Origin of the sequence: Vibrio sp. 10N.261.52.C2, from assembly GCF_041471425.1 — a bacterium.
In the GTDB taxonomy this organism is placed as follows: Bacteria; Pseudomonadota; Gammaproteobacteria; order Enterobacterales; family Vibrionaceae; genus Vibrio; species Vibrio crassostreae_C.
The window spans coordinates 39,556-57,510 of the sequence record NZ_JBFROH010000008.1; the positions used below are offsets into that span (position 1 = coordinate 39,556).

Genomic DNA, 17,955 nt, shown 5'->3' on the forward strand with positions numbered 1-17,955 from the left:
CCGTCGATCCCTTGAGTTATTAGCATCTCACCTTGAAGTCATTACAGTATATGGGTATAAATAACCCCACCATTAAAAGGACATGAGATGTATTTGCAAATGCATTTGTGTTTCATTAAGCCTCTTTGTAGTTAGGCGATGAAAGAAAAGAATTATTTATGGAACACCAGTAGCGGCATTATTGCTGTATTACTGGTTTTACCGATCTTAGCGATTTTTACGACGGCTGTTGGAGAAACAGATGAGCTATTTTCTCATCTGATGTCCACAGTAATGCCCACCTATGCTTACAATACGGTGGTTTTAGTCATGGGAACCTTATTCCTGTCTTTGGTTTTTGGTATTCCGTCTGCTTGGATTATGGCAATGTGCCGTGTTCCGGGAGAGCGGGTTTTGCAATGGGCGCTAGTACTGCCATTAGCAATGCCAGGCTATATTGTTGGGTATATATTCACCGATTGGTTCGACTTTGCTGGGCCTGTTCAAGTTCTACTGCGAGATCTTACTGGGTGGGGACCCGGTGAGTATTGGTTCCCGGATATTAGAACCTTATCTGGTGCTATTATTGTTCTGTCTCTCGTTCTCTATCCTTATGTTTACTTGCTGTGCCGCGCCGCATTTATGGAGCAAAACGTCTCCTTACTGCAATCCGCTCGGTTGCTAAAATGCTCACCTTGGGAAAGCTTTCGTCGTATCTCGTTGCCACTTGTTCGCCCATCAATGGCGGTAGGTCTATCGCTTGTTGCGATGGAAACTATCGGTGATTTTGGTACCGTGAGTTACTTTGCAGTCAACACTTTAACGACAGCGGTTTACGATACCTGGTTAGGTTATTCAAGTTTAACGGCTGCTGCGAAAATATCGGCAATTATGCTAGTTATCGTGATCTTGCTGTTGAGTTCAGAGCGCTACAGTCGTCGTAAACAGAAACTGTTCCAGAATCAATTCAGCAGTCGTGAAGACTTTCGTTACGACCTATCCGGTTGGAAGAAGTGGTTGGCACTGTTTTGGTGCTGGGGATTAGTGTGCGTTGCATTCTTATTCCCTCTGGGTCAGTTGATGATCTATGCCTACAAATACTTTGCACAAAGTTGGACGCCTGAATTCAGAGAGTATGCTGTTAACAGTCTTTATGTGTCAGTAATCGCGGCGATTATTGGCGTTATCATTGCGATGATTGTGAACTTTAATCAACGTGTCAGCCCGAGTAAGAAAAATCAGGCTTACATGCGTATTGCTTCGATGGGCTATGCTGTTCCAGGCACTGTGTTGGCGATTGGTGTGATGGTGCCTGTGTTGTTCATGGATCACTTAGTCAATGATATTGCCAAAGTGATGGAGTGGGGACGTCCGGGGCTGATTTTCTCTGGTTCCATGTTTGCGCTTATCTTTGCAATGGTGGTACGTTTTTCTGCAGTGGCGATTGGCAGTATTGAAAGTAGCTTGAGTAAAGTATCTCCTTCATTGGATATGGCTTCTAAAACCATGGGTTGCAATACCAACCAGATGTTACGTCGTGTTCATTTACCTTTGATTAAACGCGGCGCGCTGATCGCCGGTTTACTGGTGTTTATCGAATCAATGAAAGAGCTAAATGCGGCATTGCTGCTGCGTCCTTTCAACTTCGAAACATTAGCGACCTATGTTTATAACTATGCCTCAGATGAGCACCTCGAATTGGCGGCGATGCCTGCTGTATTACTGGTGTTAGTAGGTTTAATTCCTCTGATCATCGTAAACCGTTCTTTGGAGCAGAAACACTAATGAGTTGTGCATTATCAATTAAAGATCTGACTTGTAAGTATGAGTCGCAAACCATCTTGGAAGCGCTCTCGTTAGAAGTTGAGCATGGTGAAATTGTTTGTCTTCTTGGTGCAAGTGGTTGCGGGAAAACCACCTTACTTAAGGCGATTGCAGGCCTGCTTCCATTGAGTAGTGGCGTAATGAGTTTAAACTGTCAAACCATTGATGATGGCGATAATTGGTTGCCACCGGAGCAACGAAATATCGGTATGATTTTCCAAGACTACGCTCTGTTCCCGCACTTGACGGTCAACCAGAACGTTGGCTTTGGACTAAAAGAACTCTCAGAGCAGCAAAAGAAAGAGAAAGTTCAAGAGATGTTAGAGTTGGTTCATTTAGATGAGTATGGTGAACGATACCCGCATCAACTTTCTGGTGGTCAACAGCAGCGTGTTGCGATTGCCCGATCTTTGGCATACAAGCCTGACTTACTGCTGTTAGATGAACCATTCTCGAACATTGACACTCAAGTTCGTCATGAGCTGATTTCTCAAATTCGTAAGATCTTTAAGAAGCAGGGTGTGACCGCTATTTTTGTGACTCACAGTCGCGAAGAGGCATTTGCTTTTGCAGATAAGATGGCTGTGATGAACCATGGTGTGATTGAACAGTATGGTTCGGCATCTGAGTTGTATTTCCACCCTTCGAGTAAGTTCGTTGCTGATTTCTTGGGTGGCGGTAGCTACTTAAAGGCACAGCGTATTTCGGAGCATGAATTTGAAACCAGTTTGGGTATGGTTGAAGCCAAACCGCAAACGGAGATTGAGTTCGGCAATACATGTGAGCTTCTGCTAAGGCCCCAGCATATCCAAGCAAGTTACGAGCAAGATAGTGCTATTTCGGTGCTAGAACAGCAATTTATGGGTGATCACTGTCGTTATGTAATCGAAGCGCATGGTCAGAAGTTATTAGCAACCTCGTCAGAAGCACTTGAAGTGGGTATGCCGGTCAACGTAAAAGTCGATACCAAAGGCGTATTGGCTTTTTAAAGAGATATAACGCGATACTAATCGTTACAAGAATCGCGATAAAAAAGCCCAGCACTTTAATCAAAGTACTGGGCAAGAGTTCTTCACTTATAGGCTTTAACAAGGCAGTGATTTGTTAAGTCCCATACAAAACTGCTGCACTCTATAAGCCTATAGAGAGAGGAAGTCTTTCACTTTTTGAAGAACACGTTCTGCAGTGTCTTTATCTTCCATTTCTGCGAAGATTCGTAGTAACGGCTCTGTTCCTGAGAAGCGAGCAATGACCCAGCCGCCATTCTTGAAGTACACCTTGGCACCATCTTCATAGCTGACTCTTTCAATTTCGTATTCAAATTCAGGCAGTTGCTTCTCGACGTAGATCTTAGTGTAGAGCGCTTCTTTCTCTGAAGGTTTAAACTTATAATCGCCTTCTGCGGTGTAGGCATAGCCATATTTAGAGTAAATCTCATCAAGTAATTCAGACAGCTTCTTGCCTGTCACACTGATCATCTCAACCAGTAAGCTTGAAGCAAATACGCCATCCTTACCTTTGATATGACCACGAATGGTTAAACCCCCCGAACTTTCGCCGCCAATCAGAGAGTCATCGGCCTCCATTTGTGAGCTGATGTGCTTAAAGCCTACAGGAACCTCAAAGCTCTTCTCACCATGATCCGCCGCGACTTTATCCAGTAGATGTGTGGTTGCGATGTTACGAACGACAGAGCCCTTCCAACCTTTGTATTCCAGCAAGTAGTAGTAAAGTAGGAGTAGTACTTCGTTAGGGTGAATGAAGTGACCTTTCTCATCGATGATTCCCAAACGGTCGGCATCGCCATCAGTACCAATACCAATGTCATAGCCTTCTGCTGCAACTAAGTGCTTCAAGCGATAGAGCGTTGCTGCGCTAGGAGAAGGCATTAGGCCACCGAAGTCTGGGTTTTTACCATCGTTGATTACGTCGACATCACAACGACCGTTGATAAGAACCGTTTGCAGAGCGTTTTTCGCCACACCAAACATTGGGTCGATCAGCACGCGTAGATTCGCTTTCTTAATCGATTCAATATCGATGGCATTAATGATGGAATCAACAAAGGCGTTCATCGGGTTGATGATTTCGATCTCTTTGTCATTCAACGCTTGCTCGAAATCGACACGAATAATATCTTCGTTGGTCAGTGTTGCGATTTGCTGTTCGATCTTCTCTGTGATGATCTCATCAGCATCACGGCCACCTTCAATGAATACCTTGATGCCATTGTAATCGGCTGGGTTGTGAGAGGCGGTAATACACGCCGAGTAGGTGCATCCCATCTCTTTTGCTTGGAACATCACGATAGGTGTTGGAACAAACTTATCGATGAAGCTTACTTTGATGTTGTTCGCCGCAAGTACTTCTGCAAACCAACATGCGGCTTTATCGGAAAGGAAACGACGGTCATAGCCGATCACAAACCCATTCTTGGCTGCATCTTCGTTGTTAATGATGTTAGCGAGCGCTTGCGCTACCAAACGGACGTTTTCTCTAGTGAACTCTTCACCAATGAAAGCGCGCCAGCCACCTGTACCAAATTTAATCATTAGAAAATCCTTTTAGTCTCATTGTCTCAAGCCCGTAAAGACTTGAGACAAGAGCTGTTCGTTAAATTGCGTGACTAGCCTAGAACAACGACAACATCGTTCACGCTGCCTTCTGCTTGTACTGGGATTGCGCCTTCAACTGACTCACCATTGATAGTGATAGAGGCAACGCCTTTGCTTACTGCATTCGGGTTTTGCACTGTGATGTTGTAAGTTGCGCCACGCCATTGACGAGTAACCTCGAACTCTGGCCAATCTGTTGGGATACAAGGATCAACCGTTAAGCCTTCAAAGCCTGTACGAACACCAAGAATGAAGTTGGTTACCGCGAAGTAAGCCCAACCCGACGTACCCGTTAACCAAGGGTGGTTTGCACGGCCGTGGTCTTGGTGATCTTTACCCATGATGAACTGCACGTACGAGTATGGTTCTGCGTAACGTGTTTCAATCATGTCGTTTTGGTTGTACGGGTTCAGTGCGTCGTAGAACTTCATAGCACGGTCACCACGACCTAGTTTCGCTTCTGCTACCCAAGCCCATGGGTTAGGGTGAGAGAAGATTGCACCGTTCTCTTTTACACCCTGGTAAACGCGAGTTACGAAGCCGATATCATCGTTTGGTGTTGCGAATGAAGGAGAGTTTAGGTGTAGGCCGTATTCAGAGAAAAGGTTCTCATCAACAGCGTCCATCGCTTTCTCGCCGCGTTCTTGAGATACCGCGCCAGATAGAACTGCTAGCGTGTTTGACTCAAGGTGTACACGACCTTCGGCTTGTTGAGCGGTACCGATCTTGTCGCCATTTTTAGTCAGACCACGGATGTACCAGCCACCCTCGTCATCCCAAAGGTGCGTTTCACACGCCTCGCGAACGTTAGCAGCCATTTCAGTGTATTTCGCAACGTCAGCATCGTTATTGCGGAACTTAGCAAGATCTAGGAATTCTTGTAGCGCCCAGAAGTGTAGGAATGAAACCATTGAAGATTCACCACCACCTAGGTTCAAACAGTCATTCCAGTCAGCACGAAGGCCTTTACAGATACCCGTTTGACCCACGTATTCAGCAGAGAAGTTCAGTGCCGCTTTCATGTGTTCATAAACTGTCGCCTCGCCACCGTCTGCGTATGGAATCACTTCATCGAAGAAGTCGTGCTCACCGGTTTCCATCACGTACTTGATGATGGTTGGAACGATCCATAGGTGATCATCAGAACATGTATCTTCAATGCCGTGGATCTTGTCGTCATCTGACGGTGTTGGAACAACTGTTGGTGATTTTGATGGCTCAACGTCGGCTTTCTCTGGATCGAACCAGTCAGGATCGAACAAGTGTAGACCGTAGCCCGCTTTCACTTGGCCGCGAAGCAGGTCGATAATACGTTTCTTGGTCATTTGTGGGTTGGCATGGGGTACTGAAATAGCATCTTGAGCCGTATCACGGTAACCAAGACCAGTACGACCGCCAACTTCGATGAATGATGCAAAGCGTGACCAAACCACACAGGTTTCCGCTTGGTATAGCGTCCACGTGTTGATCATTGTGTCTAAGCCTTCGTTTGGCGACTTAACTTGGAATTTGTTGCAACGCTCGTCCCAGTGATCTTTGATGCCTTGGAAAGCGGCGTCTACGTTTGCTGTGTCTTGGTACTTCTCACGTAGGCGTTCCCCGTTGCCTTTACCGATACCGAGTACATACGCAAAGCGAACTTCTTCACCGGGTTGAATCGTAAATTGCTTGTGCAGAGAACCACAATGGTTGTAACAAGTTTGAGCGCTGTTAGAACACTTACCGTTTTCAACCGCAATTGGATTTGCTTCATCACGGTACATACCAAGGAAGTTGTCACGTTGGCCATCGTAGCTGTCTGGTGAGAAAGTTGAAGCTAGGTAGTAGAAGCCTTCAAAGTCGTTAGTGTTGTAGTACAGGTCGTATTCCAGAACACCTTCTTGGTAAGACGTGCCCGCAGAGTACAAAGACATCTGATGGTTTTGATTGTCTGATTGAATATGGCTGAAAGAGAACTCAACAAACGAGAAAGTGCTGATAGTACGTGGCTTGTCAGTGTTGTTCTTTAATACAACGTCCCAAACTTCTGCATCTTCACCCTTAGGTACGAATAGCGTCTTGGTTGCGGTAATGCCGCTGTATTCACATTTGAACTTTGAGTATGACAGGCCGTGACGAACCTCGTAGTTCGCTTCATCTAGGCTCTTGGCCACTGGTTGCCAAGAGATAGACCAGTAATCACCCGTCTCATCATCACGCAAGTAAACATAGTGTCCAGGACGGTCAAAGGTGCCGTTTGGACGGAACTTAGTAACACGGTTGTATTCCGGAGAGTTGTAGAACGAGTAACCGCCCGCATTGTGCGAAATCACGGTACAAAACTTTTCAGTACCTAGGTAGTTGGTCCAAGGTGCTGGTACATCAGGGCGAGTGATGACGTATTCGCGATTGTCGTTATCGAAATAGCCGTATTTCATTGTCATTTCCTTTTTAACAAACTGCATCTATGCAGCTAATTTTTAAATAGTGATGCTGAGTCTTATCTGACTGAGCACCTTAATTTGAGTTAGCAAGCGCTCGATGTGAGTGTTGCTTTGGTTTTGTTTTATTGAGCTTTCCAAGGGTTGCGATAGTCAACATTGAGTCTGTCGAGTAGCGGCAAGTGACCCTTTAGGCGAGACAGGTAATCTAGCCAGTTTCGGTTGTTTTTATGTGTCCAACATCCTTCAGCTAAAGCGCTAATTCTTGGAAATACCATGTAATCCATACGCTTTTGGTTGGTGACGATCTCACACCATAGAGCACACTGAATTCCGCGGATCCGCTTACGAATTGGGTCGGTGTCGGATATCTCAGCAAGCGCTTCGTAGGTATAAGCTTGTTCTAATGGGATAACGGCAGCCCAATCTACGCCCGGCTCTTCCGGTGCATAATCTTGGGTCATGTCGAGATAGGTAAATTGTGCAGGTTGCAATACCACATCAAAGCCTTGGCGAGCGCAATTGACAGCCGCTTCTTCACTGAGCCATGAATAGATGATGGTCTCTTTGCTCACCTTGTCGCCGTGCTGAGCTTCTTCCCAGCCCACCATGCGTTTGCCGAGTTGCTTAAGCTTATTCTCGGCATAGCGGAATAGGTGACCTTGCAAATCTTTGCTGTCTTGGTATTGATGTTCTTTCATCAGCGCTTGAGCTGCAGGGCTGTTAGTCCATACGCCCGGTGGTACTTCGTCTGCGCCCATGTGAATCAATTCGCTAGGGAATAGCTCTGCGACTTCTTCAATAACCGCATCTAAGAACTGGTAAGTGCCCGGTAAACCTGGATTTAACACATTGTCGTTGTAGTGCTGAATGCTCTTGTATTGAGTAGTGTCAGCTTGCTCTACCAACATGTCAGGCAGTGATTTGATTGCGGCACGGCAGTGTCCCGGAATATCGATCTCTGGGATCACCGTGATGCTGCGTTGCTCTGCGTATTCAATGACTTCGCGAATCTGTCGTTGTGTGTAGAAGCCGCCATAGTTGTCCGCAATGTGGGTATATTGCGGCTCTAGTGCATGATCAGGGCCACGCCAAGCGCCAATTTCTGTTAGCTGTGGCAGGCTCTTTATCTCAATTCTCCAACCTTCATCGTCAGTTAGGTGCCAATGAAATACGTTGAACTTGTAGTGCGCCAGTTGATTGATTAAACGCTTCACTTGCTCTACTGAGTGGAAGTGACGAGCGCAGTCCAACATCATGCCGCGGTACTTAAAGCGCGGTTGGTCGGCTATCTTGCAACATGGTAGAGAGAAGTTCTCTGCGTCCAGTTGTTGAACTAGTTGAATCAAGCTTGCCACAGCGTGTGTAAAGCCCGACTGGCTGCCTGATTCAGCAATAATCTGTTGTGCAGTGATGGTCAGTTTGTATTCGGCTTCATCTAACGTCGGGTTGCTGCGAAATAGAATGTTGCCGCTTTCGTCTTTTGAAAGTTCAGCTGAAAGCGCGGTCGAAAGAGACAGCTCAAAGGTCGAGAGCAACTCTTGCTGGAACCAAGAGACTGCCTTATCAGCAAGATGAGATTGAACCTCAATTCTGCAGTCGTTATTTAGCGCGAAGTTACTTAGCGCGAAACTACCTTGCTGAAATTCGATCTGATTAGGCTGAGGAATCAATGCAATCTCAGCAGCGTTAACTTCAGGTATTTGATTGCGTTCACGGTATGGCGAAGCCAGTACTATGGGTGATATCGCGACAGGCAGTACCGATGTTTCTCCATCATTATGTGACTGGATAAAGGCATCGTTAAGGCCATCAGAATAGAAGCGGAATGGTGCGCTTTGAATACTGAATTCAAGGTAGTAATGGTTGTTGGCCTTTAACACTGACGAACTTGGTGTGAATGAGCAAAAGCTGCCAACTTGAGTCAGCTCTCCTTGCGATAAACTCTCTGGAAGGATGAAACGATCAAATGCAAAGTGCAGAGACCAATCTTTTACGTCGAGGTCACTTAAGTTATGTACCGTAAGGCCAAATCGGCAGTTATTTTTTTGTTCAGAAAGAACAGCTAAGTCGATGCGATAATTCATATAACTTCCCTGCTAAGCCTGTTGATACAAGTTGTGTTGTGGTTTTCCGGCAAACATCAATGCGCCTTCAATAGCGTCGAATTGAGGTTTAACGATCCATTGTTGTACTGGTGGTGATAGCCAGTTGAGAATACGCTCAGCGATACTTCCCATTAAGCACACCTTGTCAGCGCCTTTTCGATGCAGTGCTAAGACAAACATTTCGATATCAGCCGCGGTTTGCTTGAGCATATCGATAGCCAGTTCGTCACCTTCGTTAGCGAGTTGAAAAATAACTGGTGAGAATTGACCGTAATCCTTTGGAATAGCACCTTTTGACCATTCGACAATGGCATCCACATCATTATTAAAGTGATTCATCACATGTAGAGTCAGCGGGGTTTTGTTGCGAATACCGTCTTCTGCAAGCAAGACTTGTTGAATCAAACGTAAGCCCATGACTGCGCCGCCGCCTTGATCTGAAATCGGAAATTCACGACCGCCAACCACATATTGCTCACCGTCTTTTAGGAAGATACCGCAAGAACCCGTACCACCGATCATGATTGCGCCGTCTTGGCCATTGTGAGCACCAATGCAAGCGCCATAAGCGTCGGTATTTAGTGTCATGCTTGCGAAAGGGTGTGGTTGAGCCATGAAGTCGAACCATGCTGATTTTTGCTCAGCGCCAGCCAGCGCTAGGCCAACATGCATATTTGAAAAATGGTCTGAGTTGAGTTGCCCTTGTTGTGCCGCTTTTGTGATGGCATCAATAATTGAGCTCATCGCAACATCAACACCCAAAAGGATGTTGCCACTGCCACTTTTCGCTTCACCAATCAGTTTGCCTTGAGCGTCACGAATACGAGCACGACAAGAAGTACCACCACCATCAATACCGACGTAGTAAAGAGTCATTATTATTGCTCCTTACGCTGAGCTAAGAAGTTGAACTGTGCAGCGGTTGCTAATAAGAACCACGCACCATGAGGGATCCATTGCTCACCCCAGCGCCAGTTTTGAAGCATGTCATCTTTTTGTGCTGGTGGATTGAACGCAATGTCTTGTTCATCTTCAAAACCAGCTGTGATGCCATTACAGATACCGCCTTTCGCATTGAAGAACCCAAGCTGAGGTAGGTAGTCTGGGTTGTTATGGCCATGACCATCGAGCATGCACATGTGGTATGGGTTGAGGCCCAAGATCCAATCAAGGCTATTTTGTGAAAGCTGGATTAAGCGCTCTTGAAGTTCGCTATCTTTAATGTGCGGTTGAACTAGGTAAGCCATGGTTGCGAGTGAGCCAAGGCGTGCGTTCTCGCCTTGCCACCAGTAACCGGTTTCGTTCTGTTGAGCGACGAAGAAGGCATCACGTTTATCACCATCGACAGATTTAACGTATTGTCTTGGATAGCCAAATGGGTTGGTGACTTTGTCGGTGATGTTGATTTCGAACTGACAAGCTTGTTCAACAACTGTGCGCGCCTGTTCTTTTAATTCAGCATCGGTTTCGTTGTCGATGTATTCACATAGTGCAATCACAGGAAGACCGGCTTCAGCTGCGTGAAAGTATGGACGAGAGCCATCAGAGTTTGCCGACCAGAAGTGCTCAAATGAATCATCGGATTGCTGACGAGAGATTAAACGAGTCGCCCAAGTTCTTGCTTCTGATAGGTATTGCTGGTCTTGTGTTACGCGATACAGCTCATTGGCTGCGAGTAGGGCGCAATACTCATCGATGATGTTCTCTTCACCATCGTTTAGATACTGGAGGTTGTACTCTTTTAGATGCCAGTAACCCTTAACCGCCATTTCAAGGTATGTGTGGCTCGAGTAGCTGCCAGAGATTTCAAGCTCAGAAGCTGCGGCTAATGCTGCGATAGCAACACCTGCACCTTGTCGGTAGCCCGCTTGTAAGTCCGTTGATTTATGACCTTCTTGAGTCGCATAAGCGCAGATATCGCGTTGGTTGATATCTTTGCTCCATTTGTCGAATACCGTCATATAGAAGTATCCGTCAGCGTCTTGCATACGCACTAAGAAGTCGGCACCGAACAGAGCCTCTTCCGTTAGACGAGTCATGGAGAATTTCGGGAAGTCTGGGTTATGGCCAGTCAAGCGTACGCTTTTTAGCATGTTCCAAACGACCATCGGAATTTGTTGTGGGTTTAGGTAGTTACCATAAGACAGGTGGCTAAAATACTTACTGACATCACCTGATGCGTCATACCATCCACCGTGGACATCGACGTATCGGTCGGTACCTAGAATTTGTGCTTGTCGATCTTTTTTGTCGAAAATCCCGCCACAGCGTTGTGACTTAAAGTAATGAAGCACATCAGAAAACGTGTGGTTCATTAATAGGTTGCTACCAATCTCAAATACTTCTGAACGCAGGTTGTCAAAACGTAGGTAGTAGCGACCAGATTCAGTGACTGAACTGAAATCAATAGTGAAGAATTGCCCTTGATGCCAATTTGCTACGCGGCCTTGTTTAACCACATCAAAATTTCCGACAGTCATATGGTTGTCAGCACAGACGAGTAGAGCCGTAGTGCTTGATAGGCGAGCTTTCTTAGTTTGTAGGATAGCTTGCTTCGGGCCTGTGGACTCATAGCCAATATGGTTGGTCAATAACAGCATCAATATTCTCCGACAGTCCTAGTTTCTATTGGCTAGGTACTTGAATGTTTTGGATATAAATAGTTAGGGTCCGAAGACCCTAACTTGGGTTTTATTGCTTAGCTTTCGTGTAGGTAACAGCGCACAAAGTGGTTATCAGCGAGTTGCGTAACCCCTGGTAGCTGCTCTTTGCACTTATCCATTGCGTGAGTACATCGGCCTGCAAATGGGCAGCCTGCTGATACTGGTGTCCACAGAGGAATCTCACCTTTGTTGCCTGCAAGTTGCTCGTGGATCGACTTCTTAGGATCTGGAACGGCCGAAACAAGCAATTGGGTGTATGGGTGCTGAGGGTTAGCAATCACGTCATCGGTATCGCCCCATTCCACCATGTGTCCCACGTACATCACCGAAAGGTCTTCAGCGATGTAACGAGCGGTTGCGATATCGTGAGTGATGTAAAGCAGAGACATTTGCTTCTCGAACTTCATCTCTTCCATTAGGTTCAAAACACCGGCACGAATCGATACATCAAGCATTGAAGTTGGCTCATCGGCTAGTACAACTTCGGCACCTACCGCGATGTTGCGGGCTAGGTTGACACGTTGACGCTGACCACCAGACAGTTGGTGAGGGTATTTCTTCGCCGTCTCTTTTGGCGGAATGAGACCTACTTGCTCTAAAAGATCGTAAACGCGTTCTTCTAGCTCTTTCTTGTTGCCCGGAGATACTTTCTTGTGGATCAACAGTGGTCGAGCAATGTGGTGGAAGATATTGTGCGTTGGGTTCAATGAACCAAACGGGTCTTGCCATACCATCTGCACGCCTTCACGGTAGTGCATAAGATCTTTTCTGCTTGAGATCTCTTGGATATCACGACCTTTGTATTCGATCGTGCCGCCTGAAGGTGCGTACATTTTTGCGATCATTTTTGCGGTTGTTGATTTGCCTGAACCAGACTCACCAACCACTGCTAGGCCACGGCTTTTGTACATCTTGAATGACACGTCGTTAATCGCACGCATCATTGGGGTTTGAATGGTGGTACTGCTTATTGGGAAGTCTTTTACGACATTCTTGCCTTCTACCAATAATTGACCGAAATCTTTGCTCATAATTGTCTCCAGAATCCTTATTCGCTTTGCTTGTTTTTAGGCGGTCGAGCCGCCTTGTTCGTTATTCACGCTGAGTCAGCGTGCAAGCTATAGCTTCCTTTGTACTATTGGGTCACCGTACAGGTGGCAGTTAGACAAATGTCCCGGGTCGATAGAACGCAGCTTGGTTGGCACCTTGGTACACTTTTCATGTACACGGTCACAACGAGCTTGGAAACGACACCCTTCAGGGATCTCTAACAGGTTCAGAGGGTTACCCGGAATACCTGCTAACTTTGTCTTTGGCCCTGTCAGTGGAGGGAAAGAACTTCCCAACCCTTTGGTGTAAGGGTGGTAAGGGTTTTCTAGAATATCTTGAGAGTTAGCTACTTCGATTAGCTCACCTGAGTACATGATGCCGATGCGGTCAGAGAACTCGACCATCAATGACAAGTCATGGGTGATGAACAGAATTGAGAAGCCAAATTCTTCTTTTAGTGCATAGATCTTTTGTAGGATTTCGCGTTGCACAACCACATCAAGTGCGGTTGTCGGCTCATCCATAATGATCAGCTTTGGATTCAGTGCTAACGCGATAGCAATAACCAAGCGCTGACGCATGCCGCCAGAGAATTGGTGAGGATAGTCACTCAATCGGCTCGGGTGAATATCGACGATTTCAAGTAGACCTTCAGCACGCTGCTTAGCTTGCTCGCGAGTCATGTTGGTGTGACGCATGATTACGTCACAGAACTGCTCTTCCATCGGTAGTACTGGGTTGAGTGCGTTCATCGCGCTCTGGAATACCATCGACATCTCACTCCAACGGAACGACTGCATACGGTCATCACTGTATTCAAGGATGTTCTCACCGTTGAAGATAACCTCACCACCACTGATGTAAGCGGGCGGCTTATGAAGACGCATAAGAGAGAAAGCGACCGTTGATTTACCACAGCCAGATTCACCAGCTAGGCCGAAGACTTCACCTGGAGCGATGTCGAAACTTACGTTGTTACACGCACGAACATCGCCAGACTCTGTGATGTAATCCACGCATAAGTTGCGGATAGAAATTAGTGGTTCAGACATGATTATTTATCTCCGCTCCAAAGTGCATTTTGTGGTGGTAGTTCTGGTTCACGTTCTTCTTTGTCTTGAGCTGCTAGTTTCTTCCAACGCTTCATGCCTTTGTGAGAACGCAGTTGCGGGTTAGCAATTTCATCGACCGCGAAGTTAAGTAGAGCAAGGCCAGTTACAAGTAGTGTCAGTGCGATACAAGGAGCCAGCAGTTCCCACCAAGCGCCAATCAGCATTGATGAAGAGGTTTGAACGTTGTAAAGCATGATGCCCCAGCTGATTGTGTTCGGGTCACCAAGACCTAGGAACGAGATGGTTGCTTCCATCATGATTGCGTACATCACCGAACCGATGAAGCTTGCGCCAACGATAGAGATAAGGTTTGGCAGAATCTCTACGAAGATGATGCGGAATGAAGATTCACCCAAAACTTCAGCGGCTTTTACAAACTCTTTTTCACGCAGTGCTAAGGTTTGGGAGCGAACAACACGGGCACCCCAAGCCCAAGACATAAAGCCGATAACCAAGGTTATGGTGAGTGGCCCTGCCTCACCGATAAAGGCTGCTACTACGAACAGTAATGGGTATTGAGGGATTACCAGCATGATGTTCATTGCGGCTGTTAGAACGTCATCGACACGGCCACCGAAGTAACCTGCAGAAACACCAATAACAGTTGCGAGTAAACATACGGTTAGACCCGCACCAAAACCTACAGCAAGAGATACGCGTGCGCCGTATACCACTTGAGACCAAACGTCACGACCCATACGAGTTGTACCTAGTACGTGGTCTGCCTTTTTAGACATGATCAATGTACGACGGTCGTCTGCTAGATTTTGAGCAACCCAGCCATCAGGGTTAGTTTGTGCAGACTTCACCACGAAACCAGGATATTCGTGTGGGTTACCTGTACGCTTGTCTGGTACATGTTTGGTGATTAATGGAGCTGCAATCGCGCCAAGAATAAAAATACTTAGGATGATGACGCCTGTTAGGGCCATCTGGTTACGCCAAATGAGTTTTAAAAAGTCTTTCATGATTATTTACCACCCTTACGAAGACGAGGGTCAAGAACAACGTAAAGCATGTCTGCAACTAGGTTAAAGAACAGCATGAATAGCGTCATGATAAGCAGCTGACCTTGCAGTACTTGGTAGTCACGAGCGTTAATTGCGTTGAAAAGTACGCTGCCAAGACCTGGGTAGTTAAAGATGATTTCGATAATTAACTGACCGCCGATTGCCATACCTAGCGACATTGACAGGGCTGTCACACTAGGTAGCATCGCGTTACGAGCTGCGTAGTTGAATACCACTCGGTTTTCGCTCAGGCCTTTGCCTTTCGCCATGGTGATGTAGTCTTCGGCTAATAGGTTGATCATGTTGTTACGCATGTTTACTAGGAAGCCACCAATTTGAACAACAGAAGCACAGAACAGTGGTAAGAAGGCGTGGTAAGCGACATCTTTAATGAATGCCCAGCTTGTCCAATCAGGTATAGTACCAGCGGTGTAGGCATACCCTGTTGGGAACCACTTCAAGCCAATTGCAAAGGTAAATAGTGCAATCATCGCGATAACAACTTGAGGAACGGCTTGTAGAATCAGCATCCCTGGCGTTACGAAGGCATCGTACTTACTGCCGCGTTTCCACGCTGCGAAAATACCTAGGATTGAACCAATCGAGAAAGAAAGAATAACTGCGGTGCCGGCTAAGAAAAGCGACCAACCGAATGCTCCACCCAACAGTGTGTTTACAGAAAGTGGGTAGAATTGAATTGATGTACCAAGTTCCCAGCTAAGAATGTTCTTCATGTACGCCACGTATTGAACTAAGTAGCCACCATCAACGAAGCCTAATAGTTCTTTCATTGCAGCAATACGCTCTGGAGTAACTTGTACAGAAGCGTTCGCAAACATCATGGTAACTGGGTCACCAGGCATTGCTCTTGGAATAATAAAGTTTAACGTCGCAGCAACTAATAGCGCGACAAAATAAAATGACAAACGTCTTAAAAAATAACCCATAACTCACACCTTACTCACCCAGATTGTTTCCCTGTTTCTGGATTCAGGTCGCTCCTAGCGAAATTTGGAACGAAAAACCCCCTGACGACTAGCGCCATACTTTCAATTGAGAGTGTGGGGATTTTTATAAGCGGCGTAAGAGGTTACGCCGCAAGGATTGAACGATTACTTATTTAACTGGTTTTAGGTCCAGTACATGAAGTAGACGCTCTGGAATACCAGCCCAAATGTTTGGACGGCCTTTTGGATTTTCTTCGTTCCACCAACCAGTGAAGCGAGTTGTGTTGTATTGGTACATGTAAGCACCAGACATCACAGGGATTGTCACTTGGTCTGCAGCGATGATTTGCTGGATACCGTGTGCAATGTCTAGCTGCTCGTTCTTATCAGCTGTTTTGTAGAAGCTGTTTAGAAGACCATCTAGCTTGTCGTTTTTGTAGAAGTGCATTGCGAAACGAGGCATACCATCACCAGATTGTAGTGATGAGTTGTAAGCACTGTTCCAGTACGTGTATGGATCCGCACCGTGGAAGTAGTTTGTGTATGCTACGTCGTATGTACCTTCAAGCATTGCTTGGTTGTAAACAGAGAAGTCAGGTGTACGAGCTTTTGCTTTAATACCGATTTCGTTTAGCTGTTCTACCGCTAGTTGAACTGTGTTGTTGAAGTCAGTCCAGCCGTTTGGCGATTGAATCATTAGTTCGAAAGACTTGCCTGATGGAGTGTCAACAAAACCATCTTTGTTTACATCTTTGAAGCCAGCGTCAGCAAGAAGCTTCTTCGCGCCTTCAGCGTTGTAAGTGTTGAAGCCTTTGTACTTGTCATGAGTTTTTTCATCAGACCAAGCTTCAAACGCGTAGCCAAGACCCGATGCGAAATCGTTTACAGTACCGCCACCGTAGAATGCGATGTCGATGATAGTTTGACGGTCAAGAGCCATAGAGAAAGCACGACGGAAGTCAACGTTGCTCAATGCTTCATGCTTCGCAGCATCAGGGTGCTTGAAGTTAACGATGAATGCCTGTGTACCTGCTGGCGGGTACCAGTAGTGGTGTTTAGGGCTAGCTGCTGCGTATGTACGATCGATATCTGGAACGAAAGAAGACGTCCAGTCCATTTCACTGTTTACAACTTTACCTAGGAATTGGTCGTTGTTCGCAATTTGTGGAACACGTAGACAGTCAACATCTAGGTTGTCTGCATCCCAGTAGTTCGGGTTTGCACACTGGATGTATAGCTGCGCTGTAAACGTATCGATTTCTGTAAATGGACCAGAACCTACCGGGTTCTCATTGGTAAACGTTGATGGATCTTTAACGTCTTTCCAGATGTGCTTAGGTACTACAGGTACTTTAGCAATCTCGTAAGGTACGTTTGAGTTTGCTTCTGTTAGTGTGAACTTAACTTGGTTGTCGTTCAGTTTTTCTACAGAAGTTACCCAAGAGTTGATACCAGATTGGTCAAGCTCTGGCTTCTCTTTTACAAGGTTGAAAGAAAAAACAACATCATCAGCAGAGAAAGTTTCTCCGTCAGACCATTTAACACCCTTACGAATGTCGAAAACAACGCTCATCAGATCATCTGACATCTTGAAGTTTTCAGCTAGACGGAACACTGGAGTGTTACCGTGCATTTCGTTAAATACTACTAGCGGCTCATACATGAAGTCAGTTGTAGTATGTAGGTTAGTAGCACCAAGGTACGGGTTAAAGTTACGTACGAATGTAGTGTACTCTTTCGGGTGAACGGTCAGTTCACTGCGTTCTGCAGCGGTTGCTACTGATGCAAAACCTGTTGTAGCAGTTGCAATAATTGCTGTTGCTATTGCTGTTTTTTTTATATTGGCAAGCATAGCTGTTCCTTACTATTTGCTTTCATTTCACTAATGGATTGAATGTTATCTGTCGCTAAATTGTTTAGTAGATACACACTCTGGTTAAAGGCCTACCTCTTCTTCGTTGCTCCAGATTCATCGTTGATTCTGAGAAGTGGTAAGAGTGGCCTGTAGGCCTTTGGCAGGAGTAAGAAAACACCTTATCGATGAATTAATCAAACTCGTTTCCCGTCAAAAACGTTAAAAACACACAACCCCACGTCATTAACGTCAAAATAGGTTGCTTTGGTGGTTTTTCGTACGCAATTGTTAAAGTGATGTGACTCGCATTTGGTTTTGAGGTTCTTGCAGGTTGTAAGTGGCCACTAACTTTAAAGGCTTTTTATTATAATG

Annotated in this window: 12 protein-coding genes; 2 read left to right on the forward strand and 10 right to left on the reverse strand. The window is 45.9% G+C overall.

The genetic code is table 11. From position 1 onward, the window contains the following. Positions 1 to 138: 138 nt before the first annotated feature. On the forward strand, positions 139 to 1,764 hold the full coding sequence (locus tag AB4307_RS01885; protein ID WP_017068890.1) for an ABC transporter permease: 1,626 nt from the start codon (positions 139 to 141) through the stop codon (positions 1,762 to 1,764). Further along, a complete protein-coding gene (locus AB4307_RS01890; protein ID WP_102394603.1) occupies positions 1,764 to 2,792 on the forward strand; it encodes an ABC transporter ATP-binding protein in 1,029 nt (342 codons plus the stop codon). Before AB4307_RS01885 ends, AB4307_RS01890 begins: the two co-directional genes overlap by 1 nt. 150 nt (positions 2,793 to 2,942) lie before the next feature. Here the strand turns inward: AB4307_RS01890 and AB4307_RS01895 are convergent, their stop codons facing one another. From AB4307_RS01895 to AB4307_RS01940, 10 genes are all read right to left on the reverse strand, one after another. Next, positions 2,943 to 4,355: a phosphoglucomutase/phosphomannomutase family protein gene (locus AB4307_RS01895; protein ID WP_017072023.1), complete on the reverse strand. Its 1,413-nt coding sequence runs from the start codon at positions 4,353 to 4,355 to the stop codon at positions 2,943 to 2,945. A 74-nt stretch (positions 4,356 to 4,429) separates the two neighbouring features. After that, positions 4,430 to 6,835 (reverse strand): glycoside hydrolase family 94 protein, encoded by a 2,406-nt coding sequence (locus tag AB4307_RS01900; protein ID WP_017066806.1) that lies wholly within the window; start codon positions 6,833 to 6,835, stop codon positions 4,430 to 4,432. A gap of 128 nt (positions 6,836 to 6,963) precedes the next feature. Further along, positions 6,964 to 8,925 carry a beta-N-acetylhexosaminidase gene (locus AB4307_RS01905; protein WP_372130934.1) on the reverse strand — a complete coding sequence of 654 codons (1,962 nt, stop codon included), beginning with the start codon at positions 8,923 to 8,925 and terminating at the stop codon, positions 6,964 to 6,966. A gap of 12 nt (positions 8,926 to 8,937) precedes the next feature. Beyond that, positions 8,938 to 9,822 carry a glucosamine kinase nucleotide-binding domain-containing protein gene (locus tag AB4307_RS01910; protein WP_017066804.1) on the reverse strand — a complete coding sequence of 295 codons (885 nt, stop codon included), beginning with the start codon at positions 9,820 to 9,822 and terminating at the stop codon, positions 8,938 to 8,940. A gap of 2 nt (positions 9,823 to 9,824) precedes the next feature. Next, the gene (locus AB4307_RS01915; RefSeq protein WP_017063263.1) at positions 9,825 to 11,546 is read right to left on the reverse strand and encodes a glycoside hydrolase family 9 protein; all 1,722 of its coding nucleotides are present in this window, start codon (positions 11,544 to 11,546) and stop codon (positions 9,825 to 9,827) included. Between the two features lie 98 nt (positions 11,547 to 11,644). Continuing rightward, complete coding sequence (locus AB4307_RS01920; RefSeq protein WP_017059411.1) at positions 11,645 to 12,640, reverse strand: ABC transporter ATP-binding protein; 996 nt, start codon at positions 12,638 to 12,640, stop codon at positions 11,645 to 11,647. A gap of 87 nt (positions 12,641 to 12,727) precedes the next feature. Beyond that, positions 12,728 to 13,711: an ABC transporter ATP-binding protein gene (locus tag AB4307_RS01925; protein WP_017063265.1), complete on the reverse strand. Its 984-nt coding sequence runs from the start codon at positions 13,709 to 13,711 to the stop codon at positions 12,728 to 12,730. Positions 13,712 to 13,713: 2 nt separating this feature from the next. Beyond that, on the reverse strand, positions 13,714 to 14,739 hold the full coding sequence (locus AB4307_RS01930; RefSeq protein ID WP_372130936.1) for an ABC transporter permease: 1,026 nt from the start codon (positions 14,737 to 14,739) through the stop codon (positions 13,714 to 13,716). A 2-nt stretch (positions 14,740 to 14,741) separates the two neighbouring features. Continuing rightward, entirely contained in the window at positions 14,742 to 15,728 is a 987-nt protein-coding gene (locus tag AB4307_RS01935) for an ABC transporter permease (protein WP_017059409.1), read from the reverse strand. A gap of 169 nt (positions 15,729 to 15,897) precedes the next feature. Next, positions 15,898 to 17,580, reverse strand: coding sequence for an ABC transporter substrate-binding protein (locus AB4307_RS01940; protein ID WP_017056650.1), 1,683 nt, complete (start codon positions 17,578 to 17,580; stop codon positions 15,898 to 15,900). Positions 17,581 to 17,955: the final 375 nt, after the last annotated feature.

What these genes read in the sequence shown, in the direction of transcription:
- AB4307_RS01905 (WP_372130934.1), bottom strand. Translation starts at nt 8,925, where the DNA reads ATGAATTATCGCATCGACTTAGCTGTTCTTTCTGAACAAAAAAATAAC.
- AB4307_RS01890 (WP_102394603.1), top strand. Translation starts at nt 1,764, where the DNA reads ATGAGTTGTGCATTATCAATTAAAGATCTGACTTGTAAGTATGAGTCG.
- AB4307_RS01940 (WP_017056650.1), bottom strand. Translation starts at nt 17,580, where the DNA reads ATGCTTGCCAATATAAAAAAAACAGCAATAGCAACAGCAATTATTGCA.
- AB4307_RS01930 (WP_372130936.1), bottom strand. Translation starts at nt 14,739, where the DNA reads ATGAAAGACTTTTTAAAACTCATTTGGCGTAACCAGATGGCCCTAACA.
- AB4307_RS01895 (WP_017072023.1), bottom strand. Translation starts at nt 4,355, where the DNA reads ATGATTAAATTTGGTACAGGTGGCTGGCGCGCTTTCATTGGTGAAGAG.
- AB4307_RS01900 (WP_017066806.1), bottom strand. Translation starts at nt 6,835, where the DNA reads ATGAAATACGGCTATTTCGATAACGACAATCGCGAATACGTCATCACT.
- AB4307_RS01910 (WP_017066804.1), bottom strand. Translation starts at nt 9,822, where the DNA reads ATGACTCTTTACTACGTCGGTATTGATGGTGGTGGTACTTCTTGTCGT.
- AB4307_RS01925 (WP_017063265.1), bottom strand. Translation starts at nt 13,711, where the DNA reads ATGTCTGAACCACTAATTTCTATCCGCAACTTATGCGTGGATTACATC.
- AB4307_RS01935 (WP_017059409.1), bottom strand. Translation starts at nt 15,728, where the DNA reads ATGGGTTATTTTTTAAGACGTTTGTCATTTTATTTTGTCGCGCTATTA.
- AB4307_RS01885 (WP_017068890.1), top strand. Translation starts at nt 139, where the DNA reads ATGAAAGAAAAGAATTATTTATGGAACACCAGTAGCGGCATTATTGCT.
- AB4307_RS01920 (WP_017059411.1), bottom strand. Translation starts at nt 12,640, where the DNA reads ATGAGCAAAGATTTCGGTCAATTATTGGTAGAAGGCAAGAATGTCGTA.
- AB4307_RS01915 (WP_017063263.1), bottom strand. Translation starts at nt 11,546, where the DNA reads ATGCTGTTATTGACCAACCATATTGGCTATGAGTCCACAGGCCCGAAG.